This window comes from Pontibacter sp. SGAir0037 (genome assembly GCF_005491705.1).
Lineage (GTDB): Bacteria > Bacteroidota > Bacteroidia > Cytophagales > Hymenobacteraceae > Pontibacter.
This window is the reverse complement of record NZ_CP028092.1, coordinates 1,590,165-1,604,749: the sequence shown is the minus strand read 5'-3', so window position 1 is coordinate 1,604,749 and position 14,585 is coordinate 1,590,165. Positions and strand designations below refer to the sequence as shown.

Annotated in this window: 9 protein-coding genes; 4 read left to right on the top strand and 5 right to left on the bottom strand. The window is 44.7% G+C overall.

The features are described from left to right. Positions 1-53: 53 nt before the first annotated feature. A complete protein-coding gene (locus tag C1N53_RS06650) occupies positions 54-1,427 on the bottom strand; it encodes a nodulation protein NfeD (RefSeq protein ID WP_137758563.1) in 1,374 nt (457 codons plus the stop codon). Positions 1,428-1,537: 110 nt separating this feature from the next. On the opposite strand from C1N53_RS06650, the gene C1N53_RS06645 reads away from it, so the two are divergent. The 3 genes from C1N53_RS06645 (at position 1,538) to C1N53_RS06635 (ending at position 4,739) form a co-directional block, all read left to right on the top strand. Then, on the top strand, positions 1,538-2,287 hold the full coding sequence (locus C1N53_RS06645; protein ID WP_168193979.1) for a DUF4905 domain-containing protein: 750 nt from the start codon (positions 1,538-1,540) through the stop codon (positions 2,285-2,287). Between the two features lie 14 nt (positions 2,288-2,301). After that, the gene (locus C1N53_RS06640) at positions 2,302-3,282 is read left to right on the top strand and encodes a LysM peptidoglycan-binding domain-containing protein (RefSeq protein WP_240773412.1); all 981 of its coding nucleotides are present in this window, start codon (positions 2,302-2,304) and stop codon (positions 3,280-3,282) included. A gap of 191 nt (positions 3,283-3,473) precedes the next feature. Beyond that, positions 3,474-4,739, top strand: coding sequence for an asparagine synthetase B (locus C1N53_RS06635; protein WP_137761417.1), 1,266 nt, complete (start codon positions 3,474-3,476; stop codon positions 4,737-4,739). 103 nt (positions 4,740-4,842) lie between these two features. Here the strand turns inward: C1N53_RS06635 and C1N53_RS06630 are convergent, their stop codons facing one another. The 3 genes from C1N53_RS06630 to C1N53_RS06620 form a co-directional block, all read right to left on the bottom strand. After that, on the bottom strand, positions 4,843-5,325 hold the full coding sequence (locus C1N53_RS06630; protein WP_137758561.1) for an ankyrin repeat domain-containing protein: 483 nt from the start codon (positions 5,323-5,325) through the stop codon (positions 4,843-4,845). Between the two features lie 66 nt (positions 5,326-5,391). Continuing rightward, the gene (locus tag C1N53_RS06625) at positions 5,392-9,279 is read right to left on the bottom strand and encodes a hypothetical protein (protein ID WP_137758560.1); all 3,888 of its coding nucleotides are present in this window, start codon (positions 9,277-9,279) and stop codon (positions 5,392-5,394) included. A gap of 230 nt (positions 9,280-9,509) precedes the next feature. Then, positions 9,510-11,585 (bottom strand): M13 family metallopeptidase, encoded by a 2,076-nt coding sequence (locus C1N53_RS06620; protein WP_137758559.1) that lies wholly within the window; start codon positions 11,583-11,585, stop codon positions 9,510-9,512. A gap of 318 nt (positions 11,586-11,903) precedes the next feature. On the opposite strand from C1N53_RS06620, the gene C1N53_RS06615 reads away from it, so the two are divergent. Beyond that, positions 11,904-12,122: a hypothetical protein gene (locus C1N53_RS06615; protein ID WP_137758558.1), complete on the top strand. Its 219-nt coding sequence runs from the start codon at positions 11,904-11,906 to the stop codon at positions 12,120-12,122. 59 nt (positions 12,123-12,181) lie between these two features. Here the strand turns inward: C1N53_RS06615 and C1N53_RS06610 are convergent, their stop codons facing one another. Continuing rightward, positions 12,182-13,423, bottom strand: a complete 1,242-nt coding sequence (locus C1N53_RS06610) for a DUF563 domain-containing protein (RefSeq protein WP_168193978.1) — start codon at positions 13,421-13,423, stop codon at positions 12,182-12,184. Positions 13,424-14,585: the final 1,162 nt, after the last annotated feature.

Genomic DNA, 14,585 nt, shown 5'->3' with positions numbered 1-14,585 from the left:
CACGATCTGTTGCCGGGGATGCCTGTTCAAAAGAAAAGGGCAGGTATAGCCCGTTAAGAAACAACTTCCCGGGCCACCTTTTTCTTTACCCTTAAAGAGAAGGTACTCTGGTCGATTACTTCCACTGCTTCTCCTTTTTCAATAAAACCATCACGGGCCTGGGCATCATAAAGAATATCATCAATGATAATACGTCCGGTAGGTGCCATACGGGTGAAAGCGACTCCGGCCTTACCCACCAGGTGTGCAGCCGTATTCGCAGAGCGATAACCCTCATTGCTCTGAAAGGTGTTGTTCAGGACCAGGCGCTGCATGGCCCGGCTATTCAACATACGCTTCCAGGTTAAGAAGACAATGGCTACTGCGCCGATCATACCAATAACAACAGACAGCATACTTCTACGGATATCATCAGAAGAAACAAAGGTGAAATCGAATGCCTGGTTATTGACCATAATGAGTAAGAGCGATAGAAAGACCAGCGCGATACCGCTTATACCCGCTACTCCAAAGCCGGGAATAACCAGCATTTCCAGCCCAATGAGAACAAGCCCGATTGCAAACAGCAGTATTTCCCAATGCTCAGCCAGCCCGTTCAGGTAGTGGGGTGTCAGGTATAGGGCACCGGCGATGATGGCAGCCAGAAGCGGAAATCCTACTCCGGGTGTCTGTAGTTCGAAATACAGGCCTCCTAACACAAGCAAGATCAATATGCCGCTTACGAAGGGGTTCAGAAAGAAAGCAATTATGTTGTCGGTGGTGCTGAGTTCGTAGTTGATCACCTCCGCATCCTGCAGCTGAAGCTGCGCCAGCACTTCCTCTATGCTGTTGGCCCGGCCATCGCAGAAGTCAAACTTGAGCGCTTCTGTAGTTGTTAACGTAAGTACCTGTCCGGCAGACAATGTGGTGTCTACGCTTGCCTCGACCATTGCCTCTGCCAGGTGGGGGTTACGGCCATTGGCTTCGGCTGTAGAGCGCATAATAGACCGCATGTACGACTGGTATTTGCCAGGTGCTGCCGAGCCGTCTGCCCCGACCACGGTTGCGGCACCAATGTTTGCACCCGAAGCCATATAGATGCTGTCGCAGGCAAGGGAAATAAGAGCCCCGGCAGAAGCCGCATTCTTATTGACAAATACATAGACTGGCTTTGGGTACTCCAGCAGACGCTTTCTGATTTCATCGGCATCATTTAAGGCACCTCCAAAGGTGTCGAGCTCAAGCAATACATGATCTGCCCCTGCACGGGTAGCTTCGTCCAGCGCCAGTTGGGTGTAGCGGTTGGTACGCGGGTCAATTTCTGTCTCAATTTTCATGACAAAGACTTTTTGCTTTGCTTCCTGGGCAAACATGCGCAAAGGCAGAAATAAAATGCCCAGCAGGACACAGAGCAGCAACTGGTACCGGTTCTTATAGTTTAATTTCATAAATTGCAGGATAATAAATTATTATCCTAAATTAACAAAAAAAGGTTATTCTTCCTCTTCTTTACAGATACGATTTTGGCGCTCCGGTGTGGCGTATTTGCCTTGATACCGTGCAAAGCAGACTGGCCATCGAGGTACGGGATGCGGAGGTGCTTTTGGCGCATTTCTTTTCCCTGGACGCTCGGATATTTAACCTGTTGCCGATCCAGTTGGAGAATACCCTGACCTGGTGGCTCGGCCTGGAAGACGCCCACGATGGTTTGGTTTTTCTGCATGGCTACGGCGATCAGCAGATGGGAGAACATAAAGGTATACGAGCATTTGCTGTACCGGCTAACACAATGCAATGGGAGCAGGATACGTTACGTTTTTATGGCGTAGGAGAGCAGGGGCTTCTGGTGCAGCCTGCCGATGCGGCTACCAGCTTTAAGGTTGTAAACTATAGAACAGGCGCTGAAACAGGGGAAGTAATATCGCAGCAGCAGGTAGTAGATGCCATAGCCGGTTTTCATGAGGAGCGTTATAAAAACTGCATTTTTCCGATGCATTACCGGCAAGGTGAAGCTTATTTTACAATGGTTCAGGAATTTCTGGAGGCGCAGCTTAACATTAAGGCAACAGGTGCGATAGAATATGCTGAAACAGAAAAGTTTATCATCAGCAGTTATTACGAAAAAGACAGGGAAGATAAGCTGAATAATGGCTTAACAGTTTTTGATTTGCGCGGAAATTTATACCTTCATGTAACGCTTGGCACCAGATTAAAAGGGATTGGTACCGATACTTTTTTTATCTTTGGGAAGAATTTATACTTTATTCAGGATAGGAACTCACTGGTAGTTCACAGTCTTCATTTTTAGCTTATTTTTGAGCCATGGTTCGAAACTTACTTTTTACACTTTTAGCTGCACCTTTGGTCTCTTTTTCTGCTTCAGCTTTAGAAATGCCCGCTGTTCGGGATTCTGTCGGAGTTGAACGTAAAAACGGAAAGCTGTTTGTTCAGCACCGTGTAGAGCCGAAAGAAACTCTTTACGCCCTTTCAAGAAAATACAGCGTGCCTGTTTCACAGATTGTGGAAGCAAATCCGAAGGTGGAGTCTACTATTGCTATTGGCCAGATTGTGCTCATTCCGAGGCAGGAAAAAGCAACCAGGGCAGCGGCTCCTGCAAAAGCAAGTCCGGCAGCCGTTGCAACAGATGCCCCGGCCTCTTCCCGCACTTTTACTGTAAATGATAAAGGTGACAAACTGCATGTTGTGGAACCAAAGCAAACGCTTTATGCCATCTCCCGCATGCACCATGTATCGGTGGAGGATATCAAAAAATGGAATAACCTTTCTTCTGACCAGGTAAATATCGGCTCTTCGCTGGTGGTTGGAAAAGGCGGTGCCACTGCTTCTAAAAAACCATTGTATATACCTGAGCCTGATGATTCTATGGTAGAGGATAAAACCATAGAAACGGCTACCGCCTCTGTAGAGACAGCAAGTACTGCTACGCCTGTAACGACTGTCAGCACTCCGGCTCAACCCGTGGTTAATACCGCTCGCGCCGACGAAGATGAGGAAGCAGGCTCCGGCATGAGGCGGGTGATGGAAAGTGGTATGGCCGAGGTGATAGACCCCAAATCAGATACCAATAAATACCTCGCTTTGCATAAATCAGCACCCGTGGGTACTATTATGCAGGTAAAAAATATGATGAATGGTCAGGTGGTTTATGTTCGGGTGATCGGAAAGCTGCCTGATACAGGCGCTAACGACAAGGTTGTAGTGAGAATTTCTAAAAAAGCCTGCCAGAAGCTTGGTGTGGTAGATCAGAAGTTCAGGGTAGAATTATCTTACATGCCTTCTTAGAAAGTACTTTCATTAAAATTAACAGGTCCAACAAAATAGCCTGTGCCGCAACGCACAGGCTATTTTGTTTTTGGGCAGCTGTGTTTCTATATCTATAGCTTCTGTGTATATGTCAGATTTTAAGATAGTTATAGTTGATGTTCTGACTATTCCTTCTTATATTTGGTTAGGTACCAAACAGGCCAGATATGATGAGCAAAACTTTCCTACTCAGCATCGCCTTCTTTTTTCTGCTGGCTCACGTTTCTGCTGCAGCACATCTTTTTATAGCCATGGATCAGTCGCAGAAAGACCACCTGAAAGCCTATGGAATTGCTTACTGGATGCTTCAGCAGGAACAGGAGGTGGACTGGCTCCTGAATTACCGCGGTGGCAGCTTTGCCTTTCAGCATTCCGAAAAATGGGAGCGGGAGCTGCTGGTGAGGGGCGTCAGCTATAGTGTTATCTCCGAAGCGCAGTATCATGCTATTTTAACAGAGATAGCTAGCGTAGAAGCAAACATGGAGGTAATGAAACTGGAGAAGCTACCCCGCATTGCTGTTTACTCTCCAAAACTGAAGCAGCCCTGGGACGATGCCGTTACGCTTGTGCTTACTTATGCTGAAATACCCTATGATATGCTTTACGACGAAGAGGTGCTGGCGGGCGGTCTGCTTAAATATGACTGGCTGCACCTGCACCACGATGACTTTACCGGGCAGTACGGGAAGTTTATCGGCCGGCGGCGGAACCAGGAATGGCTGCGCAGCCAGCAGCAGGAATCTGAAAATGTGGCCCGTCGGTTTGGCTATACCAAAGTGTCGCAGATGAAACTGGGTGTGGCCAAAAAAATGAAGGAATTTGTTGCCGGTGGCGGATTTATGTTTGCCATGTGCTCTGCCACCGATACCTACGACATAGCCCTTGCCGCTGAAGGAGTAGATATTGTAGATGCTGTTTTTGACGGGGATGGAGTGGATCCTAAAGCGCAGCAAAAGCTGGATTACAGCCGTACGTTCGCTTTCCGAAATTTTGCCATCCGCCTGGAGCCTTACGACAGAGGGTTTTCAGACATAGATAATTCACGGTGGGAGCGGAGCCTGTCTCAGGAAAACGATTTTTTTACGCTCTTTACTTTTTCAGCCAAATGGGATCCCATTCCTACCATGCTCACACAAAACCATGAAAAAACTGTGAAAGGGTTTATCGGCCAGACCACTGCCTTTAAAAAAGAGCTTATAAAATCGGATGTAACCGTTATGGGTGAAGCAGCTGTGGTGGATGAAGCACGCTATATTCACGGCACACTGGGCCGCGGCACCTGGACCTTTTACGGCGGGCACGATCCGGAAGACTATATGCACTCTCCCGGAGAAGAGCCGACAGATCTGGCATTGCATCCTAATTCGCCGGGGTATCGGCTCATCCTGAACAACATTCTGTTTCCTGCATCTAAAAAGAAAAAGACCAAAACCTGAACGCTCAGGAGGTGAACAGGTGCTGCAACTACAGCTATACTGTAAAACAGAAAGCCGCCGGATTAAACAGGCGGCTTTGTTTAGTTTGGGTGATGCAGCTGAACTATTGCAGGAGTTCTATGGCTTCTGTATTGCCCTGCTGATACGCCAGGTCTAAAGCCGTGAGCCCCCGCACATCTCGTATAGTTTTGTCGGCCCCGTATGATAACACGAGCTCTACAAGTTTATTACGGCCAAATAAAGTGGCAAACATAAGTGCTGTTCCGCCATTGCCGTTCTGCATGTTGAGCTCAGCACCGTTTTCTATCAGCAGCTTCGCTATTTCCGGATATCCTTTAAAGCACACACCCATCAAGGCTGTATTGCCGCTCAGGTCCTGCACATTGGGATCAGCCTTGGCTTCGAGTAATAATTTTGTTGCTTCCAGGTGGCCATCGTAGCTGGCCACAATAAGAGGTGTAAAGCCTTTGGCATTCTGAATGTTCAGATCAACTTTCTGCTCAAAAAGTTGTTTCAGGTAATCCACATCTCCCTTGCGGGCTGCATCAAAAATAATATCTTCCTGGCTGGTAGAGTAGAAGGTCATGTTAACTTATGTTTAGGTGAAACAAGTTCTGCTTATAGCATACGCGTACAAGCCTGTTTTGTATAATTAAAATTCCATAAATAAGCCTGCTACTTTTTCAACCAGTGGAGGCATCAGGCTGGTGGCAATGCCATTGATCATGGCTTTACTCATGTGGTTAAAAACTGACTTCTGGTAATCCCGCTCCACTTCAATGGTGCCTTCTCTGAAATTTCCTTTTCTGCGCGGGTTGTTAGATTTGAGCACCATATGGTTGAGCAAGTAACTGGCAGCATTTAAAAAGAATCCTGGTTTAGCAGGGTTGTCTTTCTTTACCAGTTGCAGATCCAGGTTCTGGTAATAGAAATTTATCTGTCCTGTTGCCAGATGCTCTGTTGCATTAACTTTAAAATTGACGTGGTTGATTTTGCCGCTTTCAAACTTAATAAAAGCGATATTTTCCAGGAGCGGGTTAAACTCCTCAAAATTCATTCGCTGGAGCGTACCTTCGTAAGAGTATTTGTCTTCGGGATGATTCAGGTCAAAGAGAAACTGTACTTTTAACTCGCTTTTGCCCATTAGCTGCGTAACGCCTTTAGCCGTCAGGAAATTTTTCTTCCCTATCAGCACCGAGTCGTTTGTTATGTTTGAGAGCCTCAGGTGCATGTCGTCGAGAACCAGCTGTCCGGGTTTTAAGCCATTTGGCGAAATTTCTGAATAAGTAAGTTTGCCATTATAAACCGCAGCGGAATCGACAAGCAGGTAAGCTTTGATCTGCCGCAGCATCTTTTGTATGGTAAATGGTTTCTTGTTTGGGTCACGCGGCACCCGGTTGTCCCGGTAGATATCGATAACCGGGTCATGCACGTTAATCCGATGCACCAGTATATCCTGCATATTAAACAGCGCCTTTGTGTCTATATCCAGTAGCTGTATTAGCGGCACATGTATTTCATAGCGATCACTGGAGTATGGCAGTTTCTTTGTGAAATCCTCTCTGCTTAATAAAGGCGTAAAAGAAACATTCTTTATCTGCAAGGATTGTTCACGAAGAGAAGAGGTTATTTCCCCCACCTCCAGCACATACAGGCTATCCGGCATGGTATACGTGTAGTTCTGTAAGTGCAGACCCAGGTTTGCCGCCGTAAACATCTCCAGCGGGTCATTGGTTTGCATGGAAACCGCCCGCAGTCCTTCCAATACCAGCGAAACCTCTGCCAGCGACTGTGAGCTGACGATGGTATCCTCCAGAACTTTCAGCTGAAAATTACCATCGCTTATTCTGAGGCGGTTTACCTGGAAAGTTTCTACAACTTCGGCAGCCTCTCCCAAGATGGCTTCTTCATCTTCTTGCTGGCTGCCGGCAACCACACGTTGATCCTGTAAAATAGCTACTTCGGGCTCATTAAGAATGATTTCTGAAATGTTGAATCTCCCTGTCTGATAGGATTGAATTATATCGAGTCCTTTGATTGAAAAATTAGCGGCCGAAACATTAAATAGGTTTCTGCTGGCCTGGTTTTCCTGTTTCAGGCTGTCGTTAGCATCTTTGTTAGATCGTAGTTTGATAGACCTGGCAAATAACTCCTGCTTTTGAGTCGAGTAATGTATGCTATCCAGCAGAAATGTGTACAGCCCGTTTGGTGTATGGTAGGAGTAGTCCTGAGCCGTCAGTATCAGGTCGTCGATCGGAAACTTATCTTCCGGACTGTTAACGGTTTGAGGAGTAAGGTTCAGGTTTAAAAGAGTGGCAGAGGCCTGTTTGAGCACCTGTGTGCGTATAATCTTTTCTTTATTTTCGCGGAGGGTAAAGGTGCCATGCCGGAGCCTGATCGCATTTACCCGGATATGGTTAATTACCTGAAACAATTCGGAGGCCTGTGCCTGCTCGTCCTGGTTTTGTTGTGCGTCTACAATATCTCTGTCCTGTAAAATGTTGAGATCCGGTGCCTGTAAAACCACTTCGTTTACCTGAAGGTTTTTCGACCGATAGGATTCCAGCAAATCTATTTCATCTATACTTAACATAGTAGCAGCTATATCGAACAGGTAAGGCTTTGCTGTGTTGGCATGTTTTAACCGTTCATTGGCTTCCGGATCAGACGATACGCGAATTGTTTGTGCTGTAAGCTTTTTTTGAAGGGAACTGTAATAAACGCTTCCCAAATAAAAAGACTGGGTATGATCAGGCAGGGTGTACGTATAATCTCTTACCTGCAAGACGATATCCTGCATGGGGAGACGCTCTTCCGGAGCATAAAAAAACACCGAATCCAGCTCCATGTTGCGCACTATCAGTGTTGCATGCGCCAGCTTTTGGGTACGGCTGACAGTATTTTTTTTGGTATAATGGGTGAGAGAACCATCCTGCAGCTCCAGGGCATTCAGGCTGATTTGCTTCACAAATCCTGAAAGGGCAGCATAGGTTTCACGTAAGGTTTTCTCGGCGCTTTCAGACTTCAGGTGAAGATCGCGAACGGCTGTGATGGCCGGTTGCTGCAGCACTACTTTGTCTAAAGAGAGGCGTTCTGTTTTATAAGCCTCCAGCAGATCAGTGTTGTTTATTTTCAACCTGTTTGCCTGCAGGCTGTAAACAACCGGAACAGCATGCCCAGTTGTTTTCAGGCGGTCATTCTTACGCGTATCACCTTCTAAGTTTATCGACTCTAATTGTATCAGCTGATCGCTCGAAGAGAAACGACAACTGCCGATAGCCAGGTTGTAAGGGCTCTGCGGGTGCTGATAACGATAGTCTTTTGCTGCTAATTCAACTGCTTGCAGAAAGAACTTTTCTCTTGTATGAAATAATGAAACTGAATCCAGCAGGATATCTCTTACCGCAATGTCAGCTTTCTGAAGCTCGTGGATGGTAGTGATTTCATCGATTTTGTTCCGGAGAATAAAATAGCCATCGTTAACGCTGAATGAGGCAACGCCTACTGCTTTCAGATAAGGGGAAAGGTCTGCATAAAGGTCTTTTAATTGTGGCTGATCGGTTGCAGAGGGAATATTGCTGTTTTTAAGGATGGATAGTGCTGCTTCGTTCAGCTCTACCTCTTGCATAAGCAGTTGTTTGGATTTATATGCTTCTACCACATCCAGACCTGTTACTTTTAAAAGCGGCACTTTCAGGTCGTAAATCGATCTGCTCGATTCTTCCGGTGCAAGTGCCATGTTCGCCTGGTGATTCGATATGACTTCAAAGCCTTTCAGCGTAAGCTCACCTTGTTTGGAAGAATAAGCCAGATGTGCCATCCGTACGGCATACACACTATCCGGCGAATGATACTCATAATCCCCAGCGGTTAATTGTACATCATCTGCCTCAAATAAACGGGTATGGTCGGGTTGGTCAAGCGAATCCAGGCGGAAATCCATTATCTGTAAGGTGGCATGGTGGAGGTCGTGACGCGGTAAATTACCTTTGTTAAAGGTAGTATAGTGGTAGGTGCCGTCGTTTATATTTATTTCTTTGATGCTGAATGATCTGATAAAATCAGTCAGAGCAGTCTCTTTCTCCTGTTCATTCTGCTTCTGTACCTGATCGTCACTTGTAAGCCGCACTTCCGGCCGGTCCAGCAAAATGGTCTTAATGCCCACATGCTTATTAAAAATAATATCTATAAAATTAACGTGATCGATGGAAAAAAGAGGGGCTTTGATATCAACTAAATAACGCCCGGCTTTACCGGCTGCCACTTGTTGCACATGCAAAGTAGAGTCGTAGGAGAGATGCAGGTTTTCAATGGCCACTTGCCCTGATAGCAGGCTTAGCGTCAGGTTCTCAAACTCCAGTTTATACAAGCCATCAGAACTGTTAGCTATTCCTTTTTTCAGGTATTTTTCTGCCAAAGGCTCTGCCAGAAAAAGAAGTGCCAGGTGCGCCAGCAGAATAAGCCCTACCACGCATGCCAGCACAATACCTGTAAATTTAAGTGCTTTTCGGCCAAAGCTAGCTTTAGCATGTTCTGACATGGGTGAAATATGCTGTTATGGGTGTAGTTAAGTAGCAGTAAAAAAAAGAATACTACTTCTACGCATATATAGGTATAAGAGGTTTTAAGGGAGCAAAAAAGGCTGAAAAATAATCCAATTTCTTCAGCCGTGTTTGTTAATGAGCAGAAGACACAACAGCCTTAAATGCAAAAAGCCGTCCCAACTTAAGTCGGAACGGCTTTGCTGCTTATGGTATTATTCCTGAATACTTACCAGATTCTGATTCTTTCTTCAGGACTCTTGTAAAGCTTATCACCTGGCTTCACATTAAATGCTTCGTACCAGGCATCCATGTTTACCGGAGCTCCGATTGTTCTGTATTCTCCGGGTGAGTGTGGGTCTGTCACGATTTGCTGCGCTGCACTTTCCGGCAATATATTGCCTCTCCACACCTGTGCCCACGATAAGAAGAAACGCTGATCCGGTGTAAAACCATCGATTTTCTTTTTAGACTTACCTTGCTTGGTCATTTTAAAGGCTTCGTAAGCAGCACTTAAACCACCCAGGTCACCAATGTTTTCGCCTAAAGTTAATTTACCGTTTACATGGATCGTATCCAGAACAGTATAGCTGTTGTACTGTTCCTCCAGTTCTTTTGCTTTCGCTTTAAACTTAGCTAAGTCCTCGGCAGTCCACCAGTTGCGCAGGGTACCGTCTTTGTCGTACTGGCTACCTGAGTCGTCGAAGCCGTGAGAAATCTCGTGGCCGATAACAGCCCCGATACCACCATAGTTAACGGCATCATCCGCGTTCGGGTCGAAGAAAGGGAACTGCAGAATACCCGCCGGGAATACGATCTCGTTCATCACCGGGCTGTAGTAAGCATTAACAGTTGGAGGTGTCATACCCCACTTCGTTCTGTCAACCGGCTTACCTAACTGGCTGATCATGTCGTTGTAGCCCCACTGACCAGCATTTCGGATGTTCTGGAAGAAAGTATTACGGTTGATGTTTAAGCCTTCGTAGGTTTTCCATTTAGACGGATAGCCAACTTTTGGAGTAAAAGCATGCAGTTTGGCAAGTGCTTTTTCTTTTGTCTCGCCGCTCATCCACTCCAGCTTGTTAATCCTGATCTCATAAGCTTTAATCAGGTTGCTGATCAACTCATCCATTCTGGCTTTTGCCTCAGGCTTAAAGTGTTTCTGCACATAAAGCTGTCCAAGCAGTTCACCAATGGTGTTGTCGGTGAGCGAAGACATGCGCTGCCAACGTGGTGTCTGCACCTTCTGGCCTGATAAAACCTGCGAATAGACAAAGTTTGCATCTACGAAATCAGAGCTGAGATAAGGCGCTGCAGACTTCAGTACATTCCATTGCAGATAGGTTTTCCAGTCTTCCACCGGCGTGGTTGTCAGCTGGCTGTTTAGAGCTGTAAAGAAAGCAGGAGAGTTTACCAGTACGGTATCCTGACCGGTTACTTTCATTTTGGCCATCAGTGATTTCCAGTCCAGGTTTGAAGTGGTTTTGCTGAAATCAGCTACGGCAAATTTATTGTATGTTTTATATGGGTCGCGCATTTCTACACGGCTCATTTGTGCTTCAGCCAGGTTTTTCTCCAGGTTAAAGATGGTCTCAGCATTTTTCTGTGCTGTAGCTTCAGGCACACCTGTTAAAGTGAAAAGCTTAACAATATAGTTTTTGTAAGCTTCCTGGATGCGTGTAGAGCGTGCATCATTTTTCAGGTAATAATCACGGTCAGGCAAGGTGGTTCCGCCCTGGCTGATCTGCGGCACCATGTTGTTCACGTTCTTGCGGTCCTGCCCCACGTAGAAGCCGAACATAGGAGAAGCAGCGCCAGAAGTTCTGAGGAAAGCCACCTCGTTCAGCACACCGTTTAGATCCTTGATAGCAGCGATTCTTTCCAGGTCAGGCTTAATCGGGGTATAGCCAAGTTTATCGATGGCAGCACTGTCCATGGCAGCTGCGTAAAAGTCGCCTACACGCTTTTCGATAGAACCTGCAGGAGCATTGGTTTTTGCAGCGGATTCGTTTAAGATGGTTTTTACAGCGTTGATGTTAAAGTCGCGCAGCTCGTTAAAGCTTCCCCAACGCGTTTCTTTAGCCGGAACCTGATTGTTTTTTAACCAGGTGCCATTGGCATAGGTATAAAAGTCATCTCCGGGCTTTACACTAAGGTCCATGTTGGCCTTGTTAATGAACGGAGCTTTGTTTGGAGCTTTCTGAGCAGAAACTTCGATAGAGCAAAGTGCCGCAGCCCCGAACAGGATAAGACGTAGCTTGTTTTTTACAGCAAGCTTATTATCGCTGTAATTTGCTTTAGACATAGATGTGTTAATTGGTTAGTTAGTCTGGTTTTAAAAAAGAACGAATGCAAAATAAACAAATCTTTAGAAAGGCTGTACAGTTGCTGCTAAAAACAGTGTTTTAACATATATGTTCAGTAATACATCCATTTCTGTCATTCGTTGGAAGCGATTAAACCAAATATATTATAAAAGCATTTTTGGCATGTTTATAGTTCCCGATCCAGATGCTAGACCGTGCATGCAGGAGGTGGAATGAAACATTATTATCCTGTAAAAGTTAAATAAGGAGAGCCAACACAGGTGATGGACCGGCTGTAAACTTAATATTGAAAGACTATGGAAACGAATAAAGATAAAACTGCTGCAGAAATTCAGCAGGAAGGTAATAAAGTAAGCGGAGACACGGCTACAAGCAATTCAGAAGCTAAAGCCAGCAGCGAAACAGAAAAGCCTGCAGGAGAACATGCAGCGGAGATGCCGGATGAATCTACAAAGAAAGAACACATGACAGGATACAATGAACTGCCTGAGCAGGAAAAAGTAGGAGGGGAGTAAATAAAAAAAGTAAAGGCAGGTATTTCTGTACCTGCCTTTACTTTTTTAGATCTATAAATTTAATCTGTATAGGCAGCACCTACTACACTCTGTCTTTTATCTTTGGCTGTATCTTTTTTAAGCAGTTGCAGCAAGCGTTCTATATCCACCAGCACATCTTCCCGCTGGCCTTGGGAAGCATTGGTTATAGGCCTGATTCCCTCGCAAATAATGTAATCGTAATCGAGGCCAATTTTAGGAGCGATGTCATAGAAGGGTTCTATCACAAATCCTTCGTTGAAAATCTCGATAAGCCGGGTACCCGGTTTACAGAAAAGCATGTTAATCAGTCCGGCACCAGTTGCCGAAACCACTACTTCAGCCTGCGAGAAAATTTTAATTTTCTCTTTGATGGACAACTGGCTGGAAACGATGGTTTCAAAACCCTGCGCCTTTAATTCTTTTTCGAGCTGTATTTCGTTTATAACGTTGCGCATTTTAGAGTCTTTCCGGCTGATGTAAATCCGCGAAGGATACAGACCAGGCAGTTCACCCTCGGGTATGGCATTCGAAAAGGCATTCTGAATAAAATCGCAGAGCCATACCGGAACCAGCGTATGATTGCCGCGTGGTGCTGTAGAAGCAATAATACAGTCTGCTGCCAGGTGCGGACAGGTATCGCTGGTAATAATTTTTTCGGCAGGTATACCAAGTAATTCCAGCGTTTCCCGCTGATAATCGTAACGGAGACTTGGAACCAGGAAATAATCTACTCTATCGTACAGGCCGCTTTCTTTGAGCAGGTGAAGGCGTGGGAGTACATCCAAAAACCAGTGACTGATATTATTTAAACCGGCACCACCTGTTAACAGGGTAAATACAGTCCCCTTTACTCGCTTAGGGATGGAGAAATAACGCTGCTCAAAAATATTGTTCAGGTTCGGCTCTACTACTTTTCCATCCACAAGACTGAGTGATACATTTTCTACAACCCGGTTATACTTGGTCACAATGGCAACGCTGCTTTCATTGTCTGTATAAACCCTGCCTGAAGGAATTTCGGCTATAATATAATCTGTCAGCACTTCCCGCTTCGGCTTCCAGTAATCAGAACAAGCTTCGAACAGGGCATCCGGTATATCCAGGCGTGTGAGTTCATTCTCATAAACCGGGTGAACGATCAGTTCGCTGCTGTTGGTGCTGAAAATACCTTCTGCATTTATTTTGCACACTCCGCTTGGGCGGTACCGGGTATTATGTGGTACAAAACGTTGTACAATTTTTTTGAATCGTCTATTTATTTTATGGTAGAGTGTTTTCATATGGTCTTCCTTTCTCAACAACCTTTCTTGACTTCTGGCACTAACCGCTGCTAAAGAGCTGTTTAGAGCTGAAGCTTCCCTCGCAATTATAAATATATATATGATGTTACAGACATTATTCCGAACGCTTTTTTCAGTTGGAATGCTGGATAAAAACCTGGTTACGTTTTTATCCAGCATATAAATCGATGTCTGTTTAAATGTTTCCGGGTGCTACGTATGAGCCTTTCTGTTTATAAGTTTTCAGGACGTGTTCAGTAGCATAAAGTCTGGATACAGACTGACCCCTAAAGCATGTTCAACATCTTTAGTCTCCATAGTGCTGGTTAACGCTTCCATGCATTTGAACTCAAGGTGGAGTAAGGAAGCTATGTCGGAAAGAAGTATTCATTCTAAATCTTTAATACTTAATTTACTTATACCATACTAATCCCTTACTTGAAAGGTTGTAATTATTTAGTTAATGAATAACAATTGGCAAAACAGCTTTTTTAAATAATATATTATGATTTAAATATACCATTTATGATCACAATAGCTGCTGTTAACTACGGAGCAAGTTGGTTTAAAAAGGTATTTTGCTTGTATAAGTACCTATTACATCAGTCAGGTTGCTACATTTAGTGGTGCATGCCGTTAAATCATTATCAGCAGGATCGGTATTATCTTTCAAGGTGCATAGTTCATAGGTTTTATTTGTAGTTAAAGTTTGTTCGATCTATTGCTGATGAATGGTTTTAGAAGTTTACTCTGAATGGGTGCCAGAGTGAATTTCTTTTGCCAGAGATAAGGGAGCTTAAAATCGTTATGGTTTTATAGCTCCCTTATATTTTTGCTGTAGGCCATGTTATAGCGTTTAGGCACCGGCTTATCTGTAGTTTTAAAATTTAAAGACTACATGCTGCAGCGGTAATTATTGCTTGCATGCAGTTTTTAAAAGTCTAACTGGTTTCTTTTCAAATTACATTGCTGTTACTGCAGCCAGGTTTTTAACAGAACTTGCGCACTAACTATAACCTTGGTGTGTCCAAAAAACAAGCCTCTACCACTTCCTGTTAATTTGTTGTCGAAATACTTATTTCAGCCGTTTTAATACCGAATTAGTATACTTATAGTAGGTAAAGATTCGCACTATGGTTTGTTGTAATTAAATTTAGTCTTA

Excerpts from the sequence above, each read along its gene's own strand:
- C1N53_RS06650 (WP_137758563.1), bottom strand. The coding sequence starts at position 1,427 with ATGAAATTAAACTATAAGAACCGGTACCAGTTGCTGCTCTGTGTCCTG.
- C1N53_RS06640 (WP_240773412.1), top strand. The coding sequence starts at position 2,302 with ATGGTTCGAAACTTACTTTTTACACTTTTAGCTGCACCTTTGGTCTCT.
- C1N53_RS06635 (WP_137761417.1), top strand. The coding sequence starts at position 3,474 with ATGAGCAAAACTTTCCTACTCAGCATCGCCTTCTTTTTTCTGCTGGCT.
- C1N53_RS06630 (WP_137758561.1), bottom strand. The coding sequence starts at position 5,325 with ATGACCTTCTACTCTACCAGCCAGGAAGATATTATTTTTGATGCAGCC.
- C1N53_RS06625 (WP_137758560.1), bottom strand. The coding sequence starts at position 9,279 with ATGTCAGAACATGCTAAAGCTAGCTTTGGCCGAAAAGCACTTAAATTT.
- C1N53_RS06620 (WP_137758559.1), bottom strand. The coding sequence starts at position 11,585 with ATGTCTAAAGCAAATTACAGCGATAATAAGCTTGCTGTAAAAAACAAG.
- C1N53_RS06615 (WP_137758558.1), top strand. The coding sequence starts at position 11,904 with ATGGAAACGAATAAAGATAAAACTGCTGCAGAAATTCAGCAGGAAGGT.
- C1N53_RS06610 (WP_168193978.1), bottom strand. The coding sequence starts at position 13,423 with ATGAAAACACTCTACCATAAAATAAATAGACGATTCAAAAAAATTGTA.